General features: G+C 69.3%; 13 protein-coding genes. 11 read left to right on the top strand and 2 right to left on the bottom strand.

Annotated elements, in window-relative coordinates:
- The first annotated feature begins 127 nt into the window (after positions 1–127).
- The 11 genes from mtnA to pbpC all read left to right on the top strand — a co-directional run bounded on the left by mtnA (position 128) and on the right by pbpC (position 20,389).
- Complete coding sequence (mtnA, locus tag EPA99_RS04770) at positions 128–1,183, top strand: S-methyl-5-thioribose-1-phosphate isomerase (protein ID WP_129470050.1); 1,056 nt, start codon at positions 128–130, stop codon at positions 1,181–1,183.
- A 406-nt stretch (positions 1,184–1,589) separates the two neighbouring features.
- Positions 1,590–4,301, top strand: coding sequence for a DNA gyrase subunit A (gene gyrA / locus EPA99_RS04775; RefSeq protein ID WP_129470051.1), 2,712 nt, complete (start codon positions 1,590–1,592; stop codon positions 4,299–4,301).
- A gap of 708 nt (positions 4,302–5,009) precedes the next feature.
- Positions 5,010–9,887 (top strand): alpha-2-macroglobulin family protein, encoded by a 4,878-nt coding sequence (locus EPA99_RS04780; protein ID WP_241688287.1) that lies wholly within the window; start codon positions 5,010–5,012, stop codon positions 9,885–9,887.
- Positions 9,888–10,028: 141 nt separating this feature from the next.
- A complete protein-coding gene (locus EPA99_RS04785) occupies positions 10,029–11,282 on the top strand; it encodes an efflux RND transporter periplasmic adaptor subunit (protein ID WP_129470053.1) in 1,254 nt (417 codons plus the stop codon).
- 50 nt (positions 11,283–11,332) lie between these two features.
- Positions 11,333–12,100 carry an ABC transporter ATP-binding protein gene (locus EPA99_RS04790; protein ID WP_129470054.1) on the top strand — a complete coding sequence of 256 codons (768 nt, stop codon included), beginning with the start codon at positions 11,333–11,335 and terminating at the stop codon, positions 12,098–12,100.
- Positions 12,097–14,535 (top strand): ADOP family duplicated permease, encoded by a 2,439-nt coding sequence (locus tag EPA99_RS04795; RefSeq protein ID WP_129470055.1) that lies wholly within the window; start codon positions 12,097–12,099, stop codon positions 14,533–14,535. The genes EPA99_RS04790 and EPA99_RS04795 overlap by 4 nt, the downstream gene beginning before the upstream one ends.
- 79 nt (positions 14,536–14,614) lie before the next feature.
- Positions 14,615–14,851 (top strand): antitoxin, encoded by a 237-nt coding sequence (locus EPA99_RS04800; RefSeq protein ID WP_129470056.1) that lies wholly within the window; start codon positions 14,615–14,617, stop codon positions 14,849–14,851.
- Positions 14,848–15,258: a type II toxin-antitoxin system tRNA(fMet)-specific endonuclease VapC gene (vapC, locus tag EPA99_RS04805; RefSeq protein WP_241688266.1), complete on the top strand. Its 411-nt coding sequence runs from the start codon at positions 14,848–14,850 to the stop codon at positions 15,256–15,258. The genes EPA99_RS04800 and vapC overlap by 4 nt, the downstream gene beginning before the upstream one ends.
- The gene (locus EPA99_RS04810) at positions 15,255–16,643 is read left to right on the top strand and encodes a sigma-54-dependent transcriptional regulator (RefSeq protein ID WP_129470057.1); all 1,389 of its coding nucleotides are present in this window, start codon (positions 15,255–15,257) and stop codon (positions 16,641–16,643) included. Before vapC ends, EPA99_RS04810 begins: the two co-directional genes overlap by 4 nt.
- Positions 16,644–17,434: 791 nt before the next feature.
- Complete coding sequence (locus EPA99_RS18805; RefSeq protein ID WP_206733707.1) at positions 17,435–17,989, top strand: sensor histidine kinase; 555 nt, start codon at positions 17,435–17,437, stop codon at positions 17,987–17,989.
- 30 nt (positions 17,990–18,019) lie between these two features.
- Positions 18,020–20,389, top strand: a complete 2,370-nt coding sequence (gene pbpC, locus EPA99_RS04820; RefSeq protein WP_129470059.1) for a penicillin-binding protein 1C — start codon at positions 18,020–18,022, stop codon at positions 20,387–20,389.
- Positions 20,390–20,560: 171 nt separating this feature from the next.
- On the opposite strand, the gene EPA99_RS04825 is transcribed toward pbpC, so the two are convergent.
- Positions 20,561–21,124 carry a ferritin-like domain-containing protein gene (locus EPA99_RS04825; protein ID WP_129470060.1) on the bottom strand — a complete coding sequence of 188 codons (564 nt, stop codon included), beginning with the start codon at positions 21,122–21,124 and terminating at the stop codon, positions 20,561–20,563.
- Positions 21,125–21,251: 127 nt separating this feature from the next.
- Positions 21,252–21,734, bottom strand: coding sequence for a peroxiredoxin (locus tag EPA99_RS04830; RefSeq protein ID WP_129470061.1), 483 nt, complete (start codon positions 21,732–21,734; stop codon positions 21,252–21,254).
- Positions 21,735–21,836 lie beyond the last annotated feature (102 nt).

The raw sequence follows: 21,836 nt of genomic DNA on the forward strand, positions 1-21,836 counted from the left end.
GGAAGACCGCGCGCAGCACCTGAGGCCGGCGCCGAGCCATTCACTGTTCACTCCTTTCCACTCACTCCTCGCCTCACCACCCACTCGTTCCTCGTTCCTCTTCACTCGTTCCTCTAGAATTTGCCCCATGAACGACGCCTTCGACTACGCCCGCTACGACCGCATCCGTCCCATCCTGTGGACCGGCGATGCCCTGGAACTGCTGGACCAGCGCAAGCTGCCTTTCATCGTCGAGCACCTGACCTGCGGCACCAGCGACGAGGTGGCCGCCGCTATCCATTCGCTGGCGGTGCGTGGGGCGCCGGCCATCGGCATCGCGGCCGCGTGGGGCACGGTGCTGGCCGCGCGCGAGGTGGAGGCCGAGGACGGCGCGCAGGCCGCGCTGAAGCTGGAGCCGGCCCTGCAACGCCTCAATGCCGCACGCCCGACCGCGGTGAACCTGGCCTGGGCGCTGGCGCGCATGCGCCGGGCGCTGCCTGCGGCCGGTGCCGACTGGCGTGAGTTGCTCGCGCGCGAAGCCCAGGCCATCGCCGATGAGGACTTGGCGGCCAATCGCCACATGGGCGAGCTGGGCGCGGCGCTGATCGGGGAGGGCAGCGGGGTGTTGACCCATTGCAATACCGGCTCGCTGGCCACGGCCGGTTTCGGTACCGCGCTGGGCGTGATCCGTGCCGGTGTAGCCCAGGGCAGGATCCTGAAGGTGTTCGCCGACGAAACCCGCCCCTGGCAGCAGGGCGCGCGCCTGACGGTGTGGGAACTGCAGCAGGATGGCATCGATGCCACGCTGATCGCCGACGCGGCCGCCTCGCACCTGATGAAGACCGGCGCGGTGCAATGGGTGATCGTCGGTGCCGACCGCATCTGCGCCAACGGCGATACCGCCAACAAGATCGGCACCTACCAGCTGGCCATCGCCGCGCGCCACCACGGCCTGAAGTTCATGGTGGTGGCGCCGTCCTCCACGGTGGACATGGACACGGCCGACGGGGAGGCCATCGAGATCGAGGAACGCGACCCCGGCGAGCTGTACGGCATCGGCGGCGTGCGCACCGTGGCCGAGGGCATCAAGGCCTGGAACCCCGTGTTCGACGTCACCCCGGGCAGCCTGATCGATGCCATCGTGACCGAGAAGGGTGTGGTCGAGCGGCCGGATGCGGAGCGCATGCGGTCGTTGTTCGGCTGAGGAACCGGTTGCGACCTGTCAGCGGATAGTGCGCTCGGGGCGAGGCGCTTGTCGGGCGCTGCCGCGGTCGCGCCACACCTCTGTGTGAGCGACTTCAGCCGCGAAGGGGCGTTCCCGGGAAAGCTCCTTCGCGGCTGAAGCCGCTCCCACAGAACCCTCTCGCATTCGTTGCGCCAGGCAGTGGCCTTCTCAGGGACGAAGGCCCTGCGCGGCCACGATTGAGACCTGCGCCATCGCGGCTCCGCACGCGTAGTAAGTGCTTGTTTCTCCGGTGCTTGCTGTGCCAGCGAGGGGTGGTTCTGTGATACACTCCGGCGGTTCAATTCCCGCCTGATTCGCCCGCCTCGCGACCCGTTCGCGGCGCGGTCCTCCAGGCGCTTGCAGTGCTCACCAGAACGGATACCGAATGGCTGATCTCGCCAAGGAAATCATTCCCGTCAATCTCGAAGACGAGATGCGGAAAAGCTATCTCGATTACGCGATGAGCGTGATCGTGGGCCGCGCGCTCCCGGATGTGCGCGACGGCCTTAAGCCGGTCCATCGCCGCGTGCTGTTCGCCATGAACGAGCTCGGCGCGCACAGCAACAAGCCGTACTACAAGTCCGCCCGTATCGTCGGTGACGTGATCGGTAAGTACCACCCGCACGGCGACCAGTCGGTCTACGACACGCTGGTGCGCATGGCCCAGCCGTTCTCGCTGCGCTACCTGCTGGTCGATGGCCAGGGCAACTTCGGCTCGGTCGACGGCGACTCGGCCGCGGCGATGCGTTACACCGAGGCGCGCATGTCGCGCCTGACCCACGAGCTGATGGCCGACATCGACAAGGAAACCGTCGATTTCGTGCCCAACTACGACGAGAAGGAGCTGGAACCGTCGGTGATGCCGACGCGCTTCCCCAACCTGCTGGTCAACGGCTCGGCCGGCATCGCCGTGGGCATGGCGACCAACATCCCGCCGCACAACCTGTCCGAAGTCGTCGATGGCCTGATCGCCATGATCGACAACCCGCTGATCGATATCGACCAGCTGATGGAGTACATCCCCGGCCCGGATTTCCCCACCGCTGGCATCATCAACGGCACGGCCGGCATCATCGCCGGCTACCGCACCGGGCGTGGACGGGTGCGCATGCGCGCCAAGGCCGACGTGGAGGTCGACGACCGCACCGGGCGCGAGGCGATCATCGTCACCGAGATCCCCTACCAGGTGAACAAGGCGCGGTTGATCGAGAAGATCGCCGAGCTGGTCAAGGAAAAGAAGCTCGAAGGCATCAGCGAGCTGCGCGATGAGTCCGACAAGGACGGCATGCGCATCTACATCGAGGTCAAGCGCGGCGAGTCGGCCGAGGTGGTGCTCAACAACCTTTACTCGCAGACGCCGATGGAGTCGGTGTTCGGCATCAACATGGTCGCCCTGGTCGATGGCCGCCCGCAGCTGCTGAACCTCAAGCAGATGCTGGAGGCCTTCCTGCGCCACCGCCGCGAGGTGGTGACGCGGCGGACCATCTTCGAGCTGCGCAAGGCCCGTGCCCGCGCGCACATCCTCGAAGGCCTGACCGTCGCGTTGGCCAACATCGACGAGATGATCGAGCTGATCAAGACCTCGGCCAACCCCAACGAGGCGCGCGAGCGCATGCTGGCCAAGACCTGGGAGCCGGGCCTGGTGGGCTCGCTGCTGGCCGCCTCGGGTAGCGAGGCCTCGCGTCCGGAAGACCTGCCCAACGGCGTGGGCTACCTGGACGGCCGCTACCAGCTGACCGAGGTCCAGGCCCAGCAGATCCTGGAAATGCGCCTGCACCGCCTGACCGGGCTGGAGCAGGAAAAGCTGACCGAGGAGTACCGCCAGCTGCTGGACACCATCGCCGGCCTGATCCGCATCCTGGAGAATCCGGATGTGCTGAAGGAAGTGATCCGCGCCGAGCTGCTGAACGTCAAGGAAGAGTTCGGCGATGCGCGCCGCAGCGAGATCCGCCAGAGCGAAGAGGACCTGGACATCCTGGACCTGATCGCGCCGGAGGACATGGTGGTCACCCTGTCGCATTCCGGTTACGTCAAGCGCCAACCGGCCAGCAGCTATCGCGCGCAGAAGCGCGGTGGCCGTGGGCGCAGCGCGGCGGCGACCAAGGACGAGGATTACATCGACCAGCTGTGGCTGGTGAACACCCACGACACGCTGTTGACCTTCACCAGCAGCGGGCGGGTGTTCTGGCTGCCGGTGTACCAGCTGCCCGAGGCCGGCCCGAACGCGCGCGGCCGTCCCATCATCAACTGGATCCCGCTGGAAGCCGGCGAGCGCGTGCAGGCGGTGCTTCCGGTGCGCGAGTACGCCGAGGGCCGCTACGTGTTCTTCGCCACCCGCAACGGCACGGTCAAGAAGACGCCGCTGACCGAGTTCGCCTTCAGGCTGGCGCGCGGCAAGATCGCCATCAACCTGGACGAGGGCGATGCGCTGGTTGGCGTGGGCCTGACCGATGGCGAGCGCGACGTGCTGCTGTTCGCCTCCAACGGCAAGACCGTGCGCTTCGGCGAGGAGAAGGTCCGCTCGATGGGTCGCACCGCCACCGGCGTGCGCGGCATCAAGCTGGCCAAGGGCGAGGACGTGGTCAGCCTGATCGTGGCCGAGCGCGCGGCAGGGGCCGACGACAGCGAGGACGAGGGCGCCGAGACGGTCGAGGAGGCCGCGGTGGAAGTGGCCGAAGACGGCGTGCTGGACACCATCCAGGACACCAACGGCTGCTACATCCTGACCGCCACCGAGAACGGCTACGGCAAGCGCACCCCGCTGGCTGCGTATCCGCGCAAGGGCCGCGGCACCCAGGGCGTGATCGGCATCCAGACCAACGAGCGCAACGGCAGGCTGGTCAGCGCGGTGATGCTGAGCGCCAGCGACGAGGTGCTGCTGATCTCCGATGGCGGCACCCTGGTGCGCACGCGGGGCGCGGAGATCTCGCTGGTCGGCCGCAACACCCAGGGCGTGACCCTGATCCGCCTGTCCAAGGGCGAGAAGCTGCAGGCGGTCGAACGCCTGGACGCTTCGCTGCAGGACGAGGAAGGCGTGGCCGAGGCGGTGGCCGGCGAAGGCGCCGCCCCGGCACAGGACGCAGCGCCCGAGGGCTAATCCCGGGCCGCGGGCGAACCACGACAGGGCCGCCGCAAGGCGGCCTTGTCGCATGCGATCCCCTGGGTGGATGACGCTTCTCCATCCATCATCGCCGTGGACCCGGCAATGCGGGCGTCGCGGTGGACAAGCTTCGCGTTGTCCACCCTACGAGGGTGAAGAACCTCACCCAACCACCATCACCGCGAGACGAGCTCACGCGGGTATGCCGTAGGGTGGATGACGCTCTTCCATCCACCATCGCCACGAAACGGCAAGGCGGGCGTCGTGGTGGATAAGCTTCGCGTTGTCCACCCTACGTGGGTCGAGGACATTCTTCGCCTGCCACCACCGCGACATGAGCCAGGCAGGCGAGCCCGTAGGGTGGATGACGCTCTTTCATCCACCATCGCCAAGAGAGAGGTTACGCGGGCGTCGTGGTGGACAAGCTTGGCGTTGTCCACCCTACGTGGCTGGAGAACCTTCCCCCATCCACCATCGCCGCGAAACGAACCATGGGGACCTGACCACGGTCAACGGGAGCCGCCGCCAGCTTGTCCGCCGAGTGCCACGCCCGCGTGCCATGCGCACCCGCTGGATCGCCATGGACGGCGCTTATACTGCGCCGCATTCGGGGCATGGGACGCAGCGACGATGGGCAAGTCGGGGAAGGTCGGACACGGTGGGGACAGGCGCGCACAGGTCGCGCATCGGATCGGTGTCTTGTTGATGATCGCGATGACGCTGGCACTGCCGGCGTGCAAGCGCAATCCCGGCGGGCAGCTGCCGGAAGCCAGCGGCGAAGCGATCGCCGCGCGCAAGGACGAGGTCAAGGGCTTCGCACTGGTGGGCGCCTATCCCGACCAGAAGAGCGGCTCGCTCGCCATCGCCCTGGAGTTCTCCCGGCCGCTGGTGGGGGCGCAGGATTTCGATGCGCTGGCCGCGGTGATCGACGACAAGGGCGCGCCCGTCAGCGGCAGCTGGGTGCTGGACGACGAAGCCCGGATCCTGCGCTTTCCCTCGGTAGAGGCCGCGCGCGACTACCGCGTCACCGTCAAGCCGGGCCTGCTGGCCGCCGATGGCAGCAAGCTGGCCAAGGCCATCGACCAGACCGTGCACACCGGCGAGCTGGAACCTGCCGTGGGTTTCGCCTCGCAGGGCAGCGTGCTGCCGGCCAAGGAGAGCCGCGGCCTGCCGGTGGTGTCGGTCAACGTGCCGGAAGTGGACGTGGAGTTCCTGCGCGTGAGCGAGAAGCAGCTGCCGCGGTTCTTCGCCCAGTACCAGCGCGGCGGTCGCCGCGGCACCTGGGACCTGGACCGCGACTACGGTGAGGACGTGCCGCTGGGCGAGCTGGCCGAGCCGGTCTATCTCAACCGCTTCGTGCTGGGTGGCAAGCCCAACACGCGCGCCCTGACCTACCTGCCCACCCAGGACATCAAGGAACTGCAGGCCCCGGGCCTGTACTTCGCGGTGATGAAGCGCACCGGGCGCTTCCGCGATGACATGGAGACCGCGTTCTTCACTGTCAGCGACATCGGCCTGCATACGCGCGCCTACAAGGACACCCTGTTCGTGCACACCGCCTCGCTGGCCGACGGCAGTGCGATGAAGAACGTGGAGCTGCGCGTGCTGGGCGCCGACGGACAGACCGTGCTGAAGGGGCAGACCGACGGCAACGGCAATGCGGTCCTCAAGTACAAGCTGGATGCCAGCCAGGTGCTGGTGGCCCGACGCGAGGGCGATGTCAGCCTGCTGCCGTTCAACCAGCCGGCGCTGGACCTGTCAGAGTTCGCCGTGGCCGGTCGCCCGCAGGCCTGGTTCGACGTGTTCGCCTGGTCCGGCCGCGACCTGTACCGACCCGGGGAGACCGTGCGCGTGCAGGCGCTGCTGCGCGATTTCGACGGCAAGCCAGTGCCGGTGGGCAAGGCCGGCAAGCAGCCGGTGTTCCTGCGCCTCAAGCAGCCCGATGGCAAGGTCTATCGCGAAACCAGGCTGCAGCCGGGCGAGCAGGGCTTCTTCACCTTCGAGCAGGCCATCCCGGCCGAGGCGCCGACCGGGCGCTGGCAGGTGGAGTTCCGCACCGATCCCAACAGCGCCGAGGCGGTGCAGGGCATGACCCTGCGCATCGAGGAGTTCCTGCCCGAGCGCATGAAGCTGACCCTGGACAGCGCCGATGCGGTGATCAAGCCCAACCAGCCGCTGCGCCTGCAGGCGCAGGCCGATTACCTCTACGGCGCGCCGGCCGATGGCAATCGCTTCACCGCGCGCCTGGCGGTGGCGGTGGAGCAGCATCCGCTGGACAAGCTGCCGGGCTGGTTCTTCGGCGACCCGACCCTGGACCTGCCGAAGGAGGCGCGCGATGTGATCGACGCCAGCTTCGACGCCAAGGGCCACTACGCTGAGGACCTGGCGCTGCCGGCCGAGGCCAAGCCGGTCAGCCCGATCGCGGCGATCGTCTCCGGCAGTGTCTACGAAAGCGGTGGGCGCACGGTCACCCGTACGCTCAAGCGCGTGCTGTGGCCGGCGCCGGTGCTGACCGGCGTGCGCCCGCTGTTCGATGACGGCGAGGGCGCCGATGCCGACGCCAATGCCGGCTTCGAGCTGCAGCGCTTCGACGCCGCCGGCAAACCGCAAGGCGGCAAGGGCCTGAAGGTCACCCTGGTGCGCGAGCGCCGCGACTATCACTGGCGCGTGAACGACGACGGCGGCTGGGACTACGACTTCACCCGCCGCTTCGAGAACGTGGAAACGCGCACGGTCGAGATCAGCGGCGGCGCGGCGCGGATCGATTTCCCGGTGGAGTGGGGCGAGTACCGGCTGGATGTGTTCGACCCGGCCACAGGGCTGACCACGCGCTATCCGTTCCGTGCCGGCTGGAGCTGGGGCGATGACAACCGCGGGCTGGATGCGCGCCCGGACAAGGTCAAGCTGGCGCTGGACAAGACCGGCTATCGCGCCGGCGACACGCTCAAGGTCACGGTGACCCCGCCGCATCCGGGCAAGGGCGTGCTGATGGTCGAAAGCGACCACATGCTCTACGTGCAGAACATCGACGTGAAGCCAGGCAGCCGCTTCGAGATCCCGGTGACTGAGGATTGGGAACGTCATGACGTCTATGTGACCGCGCTGGTGTTCCGCGGCGGCACGGCGACCAGCAAGGTCACCCCGGCGCGGGCGGTGGGCGTGGCGCATGTGCCGATGGACCGCAAGGCGCGGCGCGTGGCGGTCGGGCTGAAATCGCCCGCGCAGATGCGCCCGCAGCAGGACATGCCGGTGACGGTCAGCGTGCCGCAGCTGGCGGGCAAGGCCGCGCACGTGACGGTCTCGGCGGTGGACGTGGGCATCCTCAACATCACCCGCTTCCCGGTGCCCGATGCCAACGCGCACTTCTTCGCCCAGCGTCGCCTGGGCGTGGATGCCTACGACATCTACGGGCGGGTGATCGAGAGCTTCGAGGGCGGCAACGCCAAGCTGCGCTTCGGCGGCGACATGGCGCTGGACGCCCTGCCGCAGGCGCGGCGCCCGACCGCGCGCGTGCAGACCGTGGACCTGTACTCCGGCCCGGTGGCGCTGGATGCCAAGGGTAATGCCCGCATCGTGCTGAAGGTGCCGGACTTCAACGGCACCCTGCGGGTATCGGCGCTGGTGTACGCGGATGACCAGTACGGCAACCGCGACGTGGAGACGCTGGTGCGCGCGCCGATCCTGGCCGAGGCCAGCCTGCCGCGCGTGCTGACGCCGGGCGATACCAGCACGGCCACCCTGGACGTGCAGAACTACACCGGCAAGGCCGGGGATTTCCAGGTGCAGGTCGAGGGCATCGGCCCGCTGCAGCTGGGCGAGGGCAAGCGCACCGTGACGCTGGCGCCGGAAGCCAAGCGCACGCTGAGCTTCCCCATCACCGGCGGCGAGGGCTATACCACCGCGCAGGTGCGCGTGCGGGTTGAGGGCAACGGCTTCAAGGTCGATCGCCGCTACGACGTGCCGGTGCGCGCGGCCTGGCCGGCGGTGCTGCGCACGCAGACGCGGGTGATCGATCCGCTGGCGCCCATCGAGTTGCCGGCCTCGATGGCCGATGGGCTGATGGCCTCCTCGGTCAATGCCCGCATGGTGGTCAGCGCGGTCCCGGCCATTCCCTTCGCCGCGGCGATCGATGGCGCGCTGCGCTATCCCTACGGCTGCGCCGAGCAGACCACCAGCAAGGGCTACGCGGCGCTGCAGCTGGATACCGCCACGGCCACCGCACTGGGCATCGACGGCCTGGACGCGGCCCAGCGCCGCGAGCGCATGGAAGGGGCCTTCGGCCGGCTCGCCTCGATGCAGGTGGCCAACGGCAACTTCTCGATGTGGGGCGACGATGGCGACGTCAATCCGGGGCTGACGCCCTACATCGCCGAGTTCCTGCTCGATGCCAGGGACGGCGGCTTCGCCGTGCCCGATGCGGTGCTGCAGAAGGCGCTCAATCGCCTCAGCGAGGACCTGCTGTCCGGCGGCAACGGCTTCTATGGCCAGGACAACCGCGAGCACCTCAAGTTCGCCCACCAGGCCTATGCCGGTTATGTGCTGGCGCGGGTCAACCGCGCGCCGCTGGGCACCCTGCGCACGCTGTGGGACAACGAGCGCAAGAAGAGCCTGACCGGCCTGCCGCTGGTGCACCTGGGGCTGGCCATGGCCATGCAGGGCGATGGCAAGCGCGGCGAGGCGGCGATCAAGGCCGGCTTCGAGATGCGCGGCGAGCGACCGCGTTACCTGGGCGATTACGGCACGCCGCTGCGCGATGACGCGCTGATGATCGCGCTGGTCCACGAGCGCAAGCTGGCCAAGCCCGAGTACGACGCGCGCGCGGTGGACCTGGGGCGTGAGCTGGAGGCCCGGCGCCAGGGCGGCTACCTCTACCTCAGCACGCAGGAACAGGTGGCGTTGGCGCGCCTGGGCAAGGCCTTGATGGTCGCCCAGGACAAGCGCGTGGCGGGCACCTTCTCGGTCGGCGAGGACAGCGAGGCGGTGCCGGAAGCGCGCATGTTCGGTCGCAGCGTGGATGCCGCGGCGCTGGCACGCGGGGTCAGGTTCGCCCCGCAGGGCACGCCGCCGATGTACGCCAGCTTCGAGGTCGCCGGCATCCCGCGCACGCCGCCTGCGGCCGACAGCAGCGTGATCGGCATTGAGCGTGCTTACTACGCCCCCGACGGCCAGCCCTGGAAGGGCGGTGAGCTGAAGGAGGGCGAGGCGCTGATCGTGCGGGTGTCCATCACCGCCAACGACAGCATGCCCGACGCGCTGCTGACCGACCTGCTGCCGGCGGGCCTGGAGATCGAGAACTTCAACCTCGGCGATGCCAAGCAGTGGGCCGATGTGGTGGTCGATGGCATCGACATCAGCGACCGGGGCCAGGCCGCCGACGTCAAGCATGAGGAGTTTCGCGATGACCGCTACGTGGCCGCGCTGAAGCTGGAACGCGGTCAGGAGGCCAAGCTGTTCTACCTGGTGCGGGCGGTGACCCCGGGCACCTACACCGTGCCACCGCCGCTGGTGGAGGACATGTACCGCCCGCAGCTGCGCGGCGTGGGCCGCTCGACGCCGGCCAAGATCACGGTGGTGCAGCCCTAGGCATCGCCGGTGCGGCGTTCGATTCCGGTCGTCATGTACGGAATCGGACGGCGCGCCGGGCCGTAACGGCTGGAGAAAACAAGGCCGATCAGTAGGTTACGGGTCGAAACGAATTGGCACGATGTCTGCGCTGATCAAGGCATGGATATCGTCAAAACCGCGGGACTTCCGCTCTGGCGCCGGCGCAGGGTGCAGTGGCTGGGCGTGGGCATCGCCGCGCTGGGAGCCTTGGTCGGACTTGGGCTTGGCATCGGCAAGGCCGCGCCGAGCGTGGCCCGCTCGGAGCTGTGGATCGAAACGGTGCAGGCCGGCGACATGCATCGCCAGATCCGCGCCACCGGCACGCTGGTGCCGCGCCAGACCCGCTGGATCACCGCCGGGGCCACGGCCACCGTGCAGGAGGTGGTGGTGCTGGCCGGTGCGCGCGTGCAGGCCGGCACGGTAATCCTGCGGCTGGCCAACCCCGAGCTGCTGGCCAACCTGGAAAAGGCTCAGGCCGCGCTGGCCGGGGCCCAGGCCGAAGTCGCCGCGATGCGCACCAGCCTGGCCTCGCAGCTGCTGGACCAGCAGGCGCAGGAGGCCGGCGCGTCCTCGGCCTGGCGCATCGCCGAGGTCAAGCGGCAGGCCTACGAGCGTGCGCACCAGGCCGGCGTCATGTCGGCCATCGAGCTGAAGGAAGCGCAGATCAGCGAGGAACAGGACCAGGGCCGGGCACGGATCGAGACCGCGCGCGTTGCCGCCTTCCGCCAGAACATGGCCGCGCAGCTGCAGGCCGCGAGCGCGCGCCGCGACGAGGCCGCCAGCGCGGTGTCCATCGCCCGCCAGCAGGTGGACAGCATGGAGGTGCGCGCCGGCATCGACGGCATCCTGCAGCAGGTGGAGGTCGAGCCGGGCCAGCAGGTGGACAGCGGCGCCAAGCTGGCGCGCGTTGCGCGCCCGGACGAGCTGATCGCGCGCCTGCAGGTGCCCGAGGTGCTGGCCAAGGACCTGGTGCTGGACCTGCCGGTGTCGGTGGATACCCGCAACGGCCTCGTCCAGGGCCATCTGAGCCGCATCGACCCGGCGGTGCGCGAGGGCAGCGTCACCGTCGATGTCGCCTTCGATGCCGCCTTGCCCAGCGGCGTTCGCCCGGACCTGTCGGTGGATGGCCAGGTGCTGCTGGGCACCGTGCGCAACACCCTGAGCATCGGTCGCCCGGCCTCGGCTGCGCCCAACAGTCGCGGCACGCTGTTCGTGCTTGCCCCCGGCGGCGCGCAGGCGCAGCGCCGCCCGGTCGAGTACGGCGCGGTGTCCAGCGATCGCATCGAGATCCGCAGCGGCCTTGCGCCGGGCGATGCGGTGGTGCTGTCCGACACCAGTCGCTGGACCGATCAGGATCGCCTGCGCATCCGCTGATCCGCGCTCTCACCACGTTTTTCTTGCACCCACTTCCAGGAGACCCACCCATGAACGCCGCACCTCACGACCCCGCCTCGCCTCTGCTGCAGCTGCGCGGACTGGGCAAGGTCTTCCATACCGACGAGGTGGAGACCCATGCGCTGTCCGAGATCGCGCTGGACATCCACAAGGGCGATTTTCTCGCCATCACCGGCCCCTCCGGCTGCGGCAAGTCGACCTTGCTGTCGATCCTGGGCCTGCTGGATCCGCCCAGCACCGGCCAGTACCAACTGGCGGGGCAGGACGTGGCGCAGCTGGATGCGCGCGGGCGGGCGCGCATCCGCAACGGGCAGATCGGTTTCATCTTCCAGGCCTTCAACCTGATCGCCGACCTGACCGTGGCGGAGAACGTTGCCCTGCCGCTGACCTACCGCGATGGCGTCGGCCGGGAAGAGATGCGCCGGCGCGTGCGCGAGGTGCTGGAAGTGGTGGGCATGAGCCACCGGACCGGCCACTACCCCGGCCAGCTCTCCGGAGGACAGCAGCAGCGCGTGGCGGTGGCCCGCGCCCTGGTGGGCGAGCCGGCGATCCTGCTGGCCGACGAGCCCACCGGCAACCTGGACACGCACAACGGTGAGGCGGTGATGCAACTGCTGGAGCAACTGCACGCCAACGGCGCCACGCTGTGCATGGTCACCCACGATGCCGCCTTCGCCCGCCGCGCCCAGCGCATCGTGCACATGCTGGATGGGCGCATCGTCGATGAGGACACCTTCGAGCGCCTGCGTTACGAGCAGGACGTGGCGCTGCCGCTGCTGGCCGAGGCCAGCCGGTGAGCGCGGCCATCCTGTTGCGCGAGGCCCGGCAATCCTGGCGGGGCCTGCTGCGACGGCCGGGCTACCTGCTGCTGGCCGTGGCCACGCTGGCCCTGGGCGTGGCCACCAGCACCGCGGTGTTCGCGCTGATCGACCAGGCCCTGCTGCGGGCGCTGCCGTTTCCCCAGGCGGACCGGCTGGTGACGGTGGGACAGGCCTACGACGGCGGCACCAACCACGCCGGGCCTGCCTACCTGGCGCGCGTGCGGCAGATGCGCGCCTTTGAGTCGTCCGGGATCCTGCGCGGCTGGGCGATGAGCGCGAACGTGGCCCACGGCGATGAAGGCCAGGTGGTGCGCGCCCTGCATGCAGACCGAGGTTTCCTGAGCACCCTCGGCCTGCCGTTCGCGATGGGGCGCAACTTCAGTCCCGAGGAGGATCGCCCAGGGGGTCCCGAGGCGGTCATCCTCAGCCACGCGTACTGGCAACAGATCGGACATGGCGATGCTTCCGTGGTGGGGTCGACCCTGCAGGTGGAAGGGCGCCCGGCGCAAGTGGTCGGGGTGCTGTCGGCCGACTTCCAGTGGTGGGAGGGGTTCGACATCATCCAGCCGATGAAGCTCGACCCGCTCAGCCCCAACCTCGAGCAGAACGAGACCATCGTGGCGCGCCTGAAGCCGGGCGTGTCGGTGCAGGCGGCGTCGGCCGAGGCCGAGGTGGCCATCGGCAATCTGCTCCTGGGCAGCCCGGTGTTCGCCAGGAACCTGGACGAGCTCAAGCAGGCCCTGCGCAGGTACCCGCCCAATGCGCTTCCGATCAAGTCCAGCCTCTTTGCCTCCCAGAGCGGGAACGTCCTGTGGATGTTCCTGGCCGCCGCTGGGTGCGTCCTGCTGATCGCGGTGATCAACCTGGCGGGCCTGATGCTGCTGCGCGTGCTGGGCCGGAGCCACGACCAAGCCGTGCGGCTGTCCCTGGGCGCGTCGGCGCTCCGGCTGAGCGGCCCCATGCTGGCCGAAGGCGTGCTGGTCGGCGCCCTGGGCGGCATGGCGGGCCTGTTGCTTGCCTGGTTGATGCTCAAGGGGTTTTCGGGCTTCGTTCCGCCCGAGTGGCTGCGCGGCGACCCGCCCGCGCTGGCGGCAGGCAGCGTTTGGTTCGCGCTGGCCTGCGGCGTGGGGTGCTCGTCCCTGGCGGTGCTGCTGGGTGCCTGGCGGGCGCGCTCCCTCAACCTTCCTGCCGAACTGGTCGGAGGCGGCCGCGCAGGCTGGAGCCGCAGTTCCGGCCGGCTCGGACGGGCCTTGGTGGTGGCACAGGTTGCGCTTGCGGTCGTGCTGCTGACCGGCGCCGCCTTGTTCATCCGCACACTCAACGAACTGTCCAAGGTGCCCTTGGGCATCCAGAGCCAGGCGGTCAGCGTGTTCGGGCTGTCGCCCATCAAGTCCAGGACTGCGACGATCCAAGACGCCGTGCGGGACACCGAGCGCATCATCGCGCGTCTGCAGCGCATCCCCGGCGTGCGCTACGCCGCTGCCGGGAGCAACCCGCCGGTGACCACCCAGCTCAACTGGGGACTGGAGCTGCCCAATGGACAGGAGGTCAGCGCGCAGTATCGCTTCACCACGCCGCAGGGCCTGCAGGTTTACGGAATTCCCGTGCTGTCCGGCCGCGGCATCCAAGCGTCGGATACCGCGGGCGCGGAGCCGGTCTGCCTGGTCAGCCAGGCCTTCGCCAAGACCCATCTGGACGGCCACGCGCTGGGCAAGCGCATCACCATCGGCGCCGACAACAAGCGCGTGGTCATGCGGGTGGTGGGCGTCGTGGGAGACGTCCGGCACAAGGGGCCATCGGCGCCGCCCAGTCCCATCGTCTACACCCCGATGGCGCAGTTGCCCGAGGGCTTCTGGAAGATCGTCAGCGGCTTCGGCGGCCTGACCTATTCGATCCGGATGCAGCCGGGGATGCCGATCGGTCAACGCGAAGTGCAACGCGCCATCGCCGAGGTCGCGCCGGGTCAGCCGATCTCCGAGCTTCGATCGATGGACGCACTGGTCGCCTCCACGACCGATCAGCAGAAGCTCAACCTGCTGCTGGTGGGCCTGTTCGCCGCGCTCGCGCTATTGCTGGCATCCATCGGCCTGTACGCAGTGATGGCGACCTCGGTGGCGGCGCGCCGACATGAGTTCGGTGTCCGCGCAGCGCTGGGGGCGCCACCCCTGCGCTTGCTCCGCTTGGTGCTGGTCGAGAGCAGCAGGCAGATCGGCCTGGGCCTGGCGATCGGCCTGGCGATCGCGCTGGCCGGTTCGCGGGTGCTGCAGGGCTTCCTGTTCGGCGTGGGGGCGGCCGATCCGACGGCCATCGCCCTGGTGCTCGGCGTATTGGCATCGACCGGTGCCCTGGCCGCACTGGTGCCGGCGCTGCGTGCTGCACGGGTGCCGCCGATGCAGGCGTTGAGAAGTTGAGCAAGCGCGGGCTGATTGACGTCGCCCCTTTGGTGGTTATCATCGATATCTATCAATTGCCTTCCCTGGGGCCCAGCAGATGACAACGACAGCCAAATTATTTCAGTCCGGGCGCAGCCAAGCGGTACGTCTGCCCAAGGCACTGCGATTCGAGGGAGACGAGGTCATTGCGCGGCGCTTCGGCAATGGTGTGTTGCTGCTGCCGGTCGATGCGCCCTGGCAGGTGATGCGCGAGGCATTGGAGGAGTTCGAGCCCGGGTTTGCGATGGCGCGCGACCAGCCGGAGCAGCAGGCGCGCGAGGCCTGGCCGGAATGAGCCGGCTGCGCTACCTGTTGGACACCAACATCTGCATCTACATCATCAACCGTCGCCCTGCGGAAGTGTTCATGCATTTCGAGCACCTGCATGCCGGCGAGGTCGGTATTTCCAGCATCACGGCGGCCGAGCTGCGTTACGGCGTGGAAAAGAGCGGATCGCAGCGCAACGCGCAGGCGCTGGAAAAGTTCCTGGCGCCGCTGGATGTGTTGCCATTCGATGAGGTGGCCGCGCGCCGCTACGGTGCCTTGCGCAGCGGGCTGGAGCGTACGGGGCGCCCCATCGGTGCGCTGGACCAGCTCATCGCCGCGCATGCGTTGGCGCTGGAGGTGGTGCTGGTGAGCAACGACATCCGTGAGTTCGAACGCGTGCCGGGACTTGCCTTGGAAAATTGGGTGGCGGCGTGACGGTGACCAGGCCGCCGCAACGCGTCCTGGTGGTCGATGACCAGGACGATGTCCGCCAGGCCCTGCGCCTGCTGCTCAAGACCGCAGGCTATGGGATGGTCGGCGCGGCGGCCCCGGACGAGGCGCTGGCGCTGCTGCGCGGCGATGATTTCGCCGCGGTGCTGGTGGACATGAACTACAGCCGCGACACCACCTCCGGCGCCGAGGGGCTGGAGTTGATCGCGCAGATCGCCACGCAGTGGCCAGGGCTGCCGGTGGTGGCGATGACCGCCTGGGCCAGCGTCGAGTTGGCCGTGCAGGCCATGCGCGTGGGCGCGGTGGATTTCATCGAAAAGCCCTGGAACAACGCGCGCGTGCTGTCGGTGCTGGAGAGCCGCATCGCCCTGGACCGCAGCCAGCGCGAGCGGCAGCGGCTCAGCGCGGCCAACGCGCTGCTGGCCAGCGAGGGCAGCGAGGGATTCATCGCCGCCTCGCCGGTGATGCAGCGGCTGATGGAGGACCTGCTGCGGGTGGCCCACAGCGATGCCACGGTGCTGCTGCTGGGCGAGAACGGCACCGGCAAGAGCATGATCGGCCAGCTCATCCATCAGTGGTCGCCGCGGCGGGAGCAGGCGCTGGTCAAGGTCAACCTGGGTGGCCTGGCGCCGACCCTGTTCGAGGCCGAACTGTTCGGCAACGTCAAGGGTGCCTACACCGATGCACGCCAGGAGCGGGTGGGGCGCTTCGAGCTGGCCGATGGCGGCACGCTGTTCCTGGACGAGATCGGCAACCTGCCGCTGGAGCAGCAGCCCAAGCTGCTGCGGGCCATCGAGGATGGCGAGTTCGAGCGCCTGGGCTCCTCGCGCACCCTGCGCGTGGATACGCGGATCGTGGCGGCCACCAATGCCGACCTGGCGGCGGAAGTGGCGGCGGGGCGTTTCCGCCAGGACCTGCTCTACCGCATCAACACCTTCCAGGTGCGGGTGCCGCCGCTGCGCGAGCGGCGTGAGGATATCCCGCCGTTGGCTCGCCACTACCTGGCTGCCGCCTGCCAGCGCTATGGGCGCGCCGTGCCCGGCCTGGCGCCATCAGCCGAACGTGCGCTGCTGGGCTACGCCTGGCCGGGCAACGTGCGCGAGCTGTCGCACGCCATGGAGCGGGCCGCGCTGCTGTCCACGGGTGCGCGCCTGGGCGCCGAAGACCTGCGCCTGCAGCCGGCGCCATCGCTGGAGGCGTCGCTGGCCGGGATGACGCTGGAGCAAGCCGAGGCCTGGCTGCTGCGCAAGGCGCTGCGCGAGCATCCCGGCAACCTGCAGCGCAGCGCGGACCAATTGGGCATCACCCGGCAGAGCCTGTACCGGCGCATGGAAAAGCACGGCCTGGGCGAGGCGGCGTCCGAGTCTTGAGGGCCGCCGCGCTTCCGCTGTGGCGCGCGCTGCTGGTGGCCACCCCGGCGCTGCTGGCCCTGGCCATCGTGCTGGTCGCGGGCGTGCCGCAGGGCGCGGCGCGCTGGCTGCTGCTGGCCCTGGTGCTGGGCCTGACGTTGGCGCTGGGCGCCTGGCAGGTGCGCCGCGCGCGCCACGCCCTGATCACCCTGGCCAGCCTGGTCGATGCGTTGCGCGAAGGCGACTTCAGCGTGCGCGCGGCGGCCGCGCGACCACGGGTGGATGCCGGGCTGGCCGAGACCTTCAACCGGCTGGCGCTGCACCTGCAGGACGAGCGGCGCGGCGTCCACGAAACCCTGCAGCTGCTGAGCAAGACCCTGGCGATGCTGGACGGGGCGGTGTTCGTGTTCGAACAGGACCAGCGCCTGCGCATGCTCAACCCGGCCGGCGAGCGCCTGCTGGGCCGGCCGGCGGCCGAGCTGGTGGGGCAGGCTGCGCAGGCATTGGGGCTGGCGCCCCTGTTCGCGCTGCCCAGCGGGGCGCTGCATGGGCAGCGGTTTCCCGGCCAGGCCGGTCGCTGGCAGGTCAGCCATGCCGCGCTGCGCAGTCGCAGCCAGTCCGGGCGCCTGCTGGTGATGCAGCCGATGGAGCGCGCACTGCGCGAGGAGGAAGCCCAGGCCTTCCGGCGCCTGCTGCGCGTGCTCAGCCATGAGATCAACAACTCGCTGGCGCCCATCGCCTCCATGGCCGACACCTTGCAGCGTCTGCTGCCAGCGTCGCAGGCCGCCCTGGATGGCGAGGCCCGGCAGGACATGGTCGAGGGCCTGCGCCTGATCGAGCAGCGCAGCGACGCCCTGCAGCGCTTCCTGGGGGGATACGCGCGGCTGGCCCGCCTGCCGCCCCCGGTGATCGCGCCGGTAGCGCTGGAAGAACGCTTGCAGCGCGTGCGCCAGCTGATCGCCAGTGAGCGCGTGCGCCTGATGCCTTCGCCGACGCTGCAGGTGCTGGCCGATGCCGACCAGCTCGACCAGGTGCTGATCAACCTGCTGCGCAACGCGCTGGAGGCCGGCCCCGAGGGCTCGCCGGTGGAGGTGGGCTGGGCCCTGGACGGGGAGGAGGTGCGCATCGACATCGCCGACCGTGGGCCGGGCCTGCCGCTCAGCGACAACCTGTTCGTGCCGTTCTTCACCACCAAGCCCGGCGGCTCGGGCATCGGGCTGGTGCTGTCGCGGCAGATCATCCAGTCCCAGCAGGGCAGCCTGCGTTTGCAGGCGCGAGCGGACGCGCCCGGCAGCGTGGCCAGCGTCTTCCTGCCACTGGCGCCGGATGCCGGGCCAAAGGCGGCCGACGGCTATCATTCGCACTGACACATCGTTCACAGGTCGCCGTTTGCCCGCATGAAGGCCGTTGCTCGCAGCTCGCGCATGGTGACCTGGCTGCGCTGGAGCCTGGCGCTGGTGCTGACGGCGATGCTGATCGCCGACCTGGCATTCCCCTTGCCGCTGCCCAAGGCGCGCGACACCTCGACCCTGGTGGTGGCGCGCGATGGCACGCCGCTGCGCGCCTTCGCCGACCGCGAGGGCGTCTGGCGTTATCCCACCGACCCGGCACGCATCTCGCCGCTGTACCTGCAGGCGCTGGTGACCTACGAGGACCGCTGGTTCTGGCGCCATCCAGGCGTGAACCCCTGGGCCATGCTGCGCGCGGCCGGGCAGTGGGCCGGCAGTGGGCAGATCGTGTCCGGCGGCTCCACCCTGACCATGCAGGTGGCCCGCATCCTCGACCGGGACGCGCACCAGGGCCGCACGCGCACGCCCTGGGCCAAGCTGCGCCAGGTGCTGCGCGCGCTGCAGCTGGAAGCGCATCTGGACAAGCGCCAGATCCTGCAGCTGTACCTGGAGCGCGCGCCCTTCGGCGGCACCCTGGAAGGCGTGGAGGCCGCCAGCTGGGCCTACCTGGGCAAGCCCGCCGCACAGCTCTCCCATGCCGAGGCGGCCCTGCTGGCGGTGCTGCCGCAGTCGCCCAGCCGCCTGCGCCCGGACCGCCATCCGCAACGCGCCCAGCGTGCGCGCGACAAGGTGCTGGCGCGCATGGCCAGCGCCCGCATCTGGAGCCAGGCGGAGGTGGAGGACGCCCGCATCGAGCCGGTGGTGGCGCGTTCGCTGCAGCCGCCGCTGTCGGCGGCCTTGCTGGCCCAGCGCCTGCATGCGGCCGACCCGCGCCAGGCGCGCATCGTCACCACGCTGGATGCCGGGCTGCAGCGCACCTTGGAGGAGCGTGTCGGCGCCTACTTCTCGCAGCTGCCGCCACGTACTTCCGCGGCACTACTGGTGGTGGACAACGCCACCCTGGAGGCGCGCGCCTATGTCGGCTCGGTGGCCTTCGGCGACAAGGCCCGGCTGGGGCACGTGGACATGGTGCAGGCCTGGCGTTCGCCCGGGTCCACACTCAAGCCCTTCCTGTATGCGATGGCGCTGGACGACGGGCTGATCCACAGCGAAAGCCTGCTGGTGGATGCGCCGCAATCCTTCGGTGGCTACCGGCCCGGCAACTTCGATACCGCCTTCAACGGCCCGGTCGGTGCGGCGCAGGCGCTGAGGCTGTCGCTGAACATCCCGGCGGTGGACCTGCTGGATCGCGTCGGGCCGGCGCGCTTTTCCGCGCGCCTGGCGCATGCCGGCATCCAGCTGCGCTATCCGCGCGGGGCGGCGCCGAACCTGTCGATCATCCTGGGCGGCACCGGTGCGCGGCTGGAGGATCTGGTAGGCGCCTATGCGGCCCTGAACCGGGACGGCGTAGCTGGCCGCGTGCGCTATCGCGCCGATGCGCCGCAGCTGGACCGGCGCCTGATGTCGCCCGGCGCGGCCTGGATCATCCGCGAGGTCCTTCAGGCCAACCCCAGGCCCGGCTATGGCGCGGCCGCCTTCGATACCGGCGCCCGGCCCAAGGTGGCGTGGAAGACCGGGACCAGCTACGGCTTTCGCGATGCCTGGGCCGTGGGCGGGACGCGCCGCCATACTGTCGGGGTCTGGGTCGGCCGTCCCGACGGCACGCCGCTGCCGGGCCAGTACGGCGCGGTGACGGCCTTGCCGCTGCTGTTCGAGGTCGTCGACAGCCTGCCGCGCACGGTCGGCGACCACGCGCCCAGGCCGCCTCCGCCGAACGTGGCTGAGACGGAGATCTGCTGGCCGCTGGGCACTGCGCCGGACCCGCAGGCGCCGGACCTGTGCCAGCGTCGCATGCAGGCCTGGACCCTGGACCACAACGTGCCGCCGACCTTCGCCGAGCGCGATGCGCGGCGCTGGAGCGCCGGCCGCGAGCGCTTCCTGCGCGATGCCGCCACCGGCCAGCGCCTGTCCGCCGACTGCCGGCTGCCGCATCGCCAGGAGTCGGTAGAGATCGCCCGCTGGCCGGCGCTGCTCTCACCCTGGCTGTCACAGCAGACGCGGCAGGTCTCGCAACTGCCGCCGCTGGCGGCCGATTGCCAGGACGATGGCCGCGGGCAGTACCAGACGCTGCGCATCGAGGGCCTGAACGAAGGCGGCGCCATCGCCCGCGCGCCCGGCAGTCCGCACCCGGCGCGCGTGCAGGTCCGCGCCATCGGCGCCACCACCCAGGTGCAATGGCTGCTCGATGGCAGGTGGGTCGGCACCAGCAGCGGCGCGGCGCCCTTCGTGCGCGACTACGCCGAACCGGGCCGGCACACCTTGACCGCCCTGGCCGAGAGCGGCGCATGGACCCAGGTGCGCTTCAGCGTGCTGGAGTGAGGGCCGTGGACCGGCCGATCCTTGCGATCACAAGCGCGCTGATTGGGCCGAAATCTGCGATATCGACCGTCGCCGTAGAGGCGACCTCCGTGCGACTTCCCAAGTGTTATCTGGGTTCAAACGAAAACGGGCGCCAATGGCGCCCGTCGTTCGATACACCTCGGCGAGAATTTACTTGCCGATCCAGCCTTCCAGCATGTCGGCGAACTCGTCGGCATGCTCTTCTTCCTGCGCCAGGATCGACTCCAGCACACGCTTGGTGGTGGTGTCGCGGTCGCCGATGAAGTTGATCATCTGGCGATAGCTATCGATGGCGATGCGCTCGGCGACCAGGTTCTCCTTCACCATGTCGCGCAGGTCGCTGCCTTCCTTGTACTCGGCATGCGAGCGCGCGGTCAGCGTGTCCGGGTTGAGGTCCGGCTCGCCGCCCAGCTGCACGATGCGCTCGGCCAGCTTGTGCGCATGGTCCTGTTCCTGCTGCGCGTGCTCGAGGAACTCGCCCTTGACCGCGTCGGCCAGCATGCCCTTGGCCATGAAGTAGTGCCGGTAGTAGCGAAGGACGCAGACGTACTCGGTGGCCAGGGCCTCGTTGAGCATCTTGATGACGGCTTCGCGATCTGCGGAATAGCTCTTGGTGATGGCCCCGTCTTCGATGCTCTGACGTGCATTGGCCCGCAGCGTGGCGGTATCGGTCAGGGGGAGGGGATTTTGCTGGGTGGCTGATGTCTTGGACATTGGCTTGTCTCCGGTTGCGGCAGCGGCATGCTGCGCTGGGATGCGTCGTGGAGCGGTGAATGTGTCGGTGCTGCGTTTACCCCCACCGAAAACGCAGTCAGCGCCGGTTGCGAATGCAGCGGCGCGTTCAGTCCGGAAGCTGTTCCAGCACAGCCTCGGCCGAGGACACCTTGAACTCGCCGGGTGCCTCCACCCACAGCGCACGTACCACGCCTTCCTCGGCATACAGCGCATAGCGCTTGGAGCGCAGCCCCATGCCGTTGCTGCTGGCATCCATCTCCAGCCCCATGGCCTTGGTGAACTCGCCATTGCCGTCGGCCAGCATGCGCAGGCCCTCGGGCACCTCGGCGGACTTGGCCCAGGCGTTCATCACGAACGGGTCGTTGACCGACACGCAGTAGACCTCGACGCCACGCTTACGAAAGTCCTCGAAGCGCTCGACGAAACCCGGCAGGTGGCGTGCCGAGCACGTGGGCGTAAACGCGCCGGGCACGGCGAACAACACCACCTTGCCGACCTCGAACAGCTTGGAGGTGTCTACGGACTGGATGCCGTCATGGAAATACTTGAGGACGACCTCGGGGATGGGTTCGCCGACCTGGATGCTCATCGCGCCTCCTGAATGGAAGCCCGAAGGCTAGGCGCGGGGCGGGTAAGAGCGCGTCAATGGTCTTGAAAACCCCATGCCCAAACCTATGTCTGGACCAGGCGG

It is taken from the genome of Pseudoxanthomonas composti, from assembly GCF_004122095.1.
Taxonomy (GTDB): domain Bacteria; phylum Pseudomonadota; class Gammaproteobacteria; order Xanthomonadales; family Xanthomonadaceae; genus Pseudoxanthomonas_A; species Pseudoxanthomonas_A composti.

What these genes read in the sequence shown, in the direction of transcription:
- EPA99_RS04785 (WP_129470053.1), top strand. Translation starts at nt 10,029, where the DNA reads ATGGATATCGTCAAAACCGCGGGACTTCCGCTCTGGCGCCGGCGCAGG.
- EPA99_RS04800 (WP_129470056.1), top strand. Translation starts at nt 14,615, where the DNA reads ATGACAACGACAGCCAAATTATTTCAGTCCGGGCGCAGCCAAGCGGTA.
- pbpC (WP_129470059.1), top strand. Translation starts at nt 18,020, where the DNA reads ATGAAGGCCGTTGCTCGCAGCTCGCGCATGGTGACCTGGCTGCGCTGG.
- EPA99_RS04790 (WP_129470054.1), top strand. Translation starts at nt 11,333, where the DNA reads ATGAACGCCGCACCTCACGACCCCGCCTCGCCTCTGCTGCAGCTGCGC.
- EPA99_RS04830 (WP_129470061.1), bottom strand. Translation starts at nt 21,734, where the DNA reads ATGAGCATCCAGGTCGGCGAACCCATCCCCGAGGTCGTCCTCAAGTAT.
- gyrA (WP_129470051.1), top strand. Translation starts at nt 1,590, where the DNA reads ATGGCTGATCTCGCCAAGGAAATCATTCCCGTCAATCTCGAAGACGAG.
- EPA99_RS18805 (WP_206733707.1), top strand. Translation starts at nt 17,435, where the DNA reads ATGGTCGAGGGCCTGCGCCTGATCGAGCAGCGCAGCGACGCCCTGCAG.
- EPA99_RS04780 (WP_241688287.1), top strand. Translation starts at nt 5,010, where the DNA reads ATGATCGCGATGACGCTGGCACTGCCGGCGTGCAAGCGCAATCCCGGC.
- vapC (WP_241688266.1), top strand. Translation starts at nt 14,848, where the DNA reads ATGAGCCGGCTGCGCTACCTGTTGGACACCAACATCTGCATCTACATC.
- EPA99_RS04825 (WP_129470060.1), bottom strand. Translation starts at nt 21,124, where the DNA reads ATGTCCAAGACATCAGCCACCCAGCAAAATCCCCTCCCCCTGACCGAT.
- mtnA (WP_129470050.1), top strand. Translation starts at nt 128, where the DNA reads ATGAACGACGCCTTCGACTACGCCCGCTACGACCGCATCCGTCCCATC.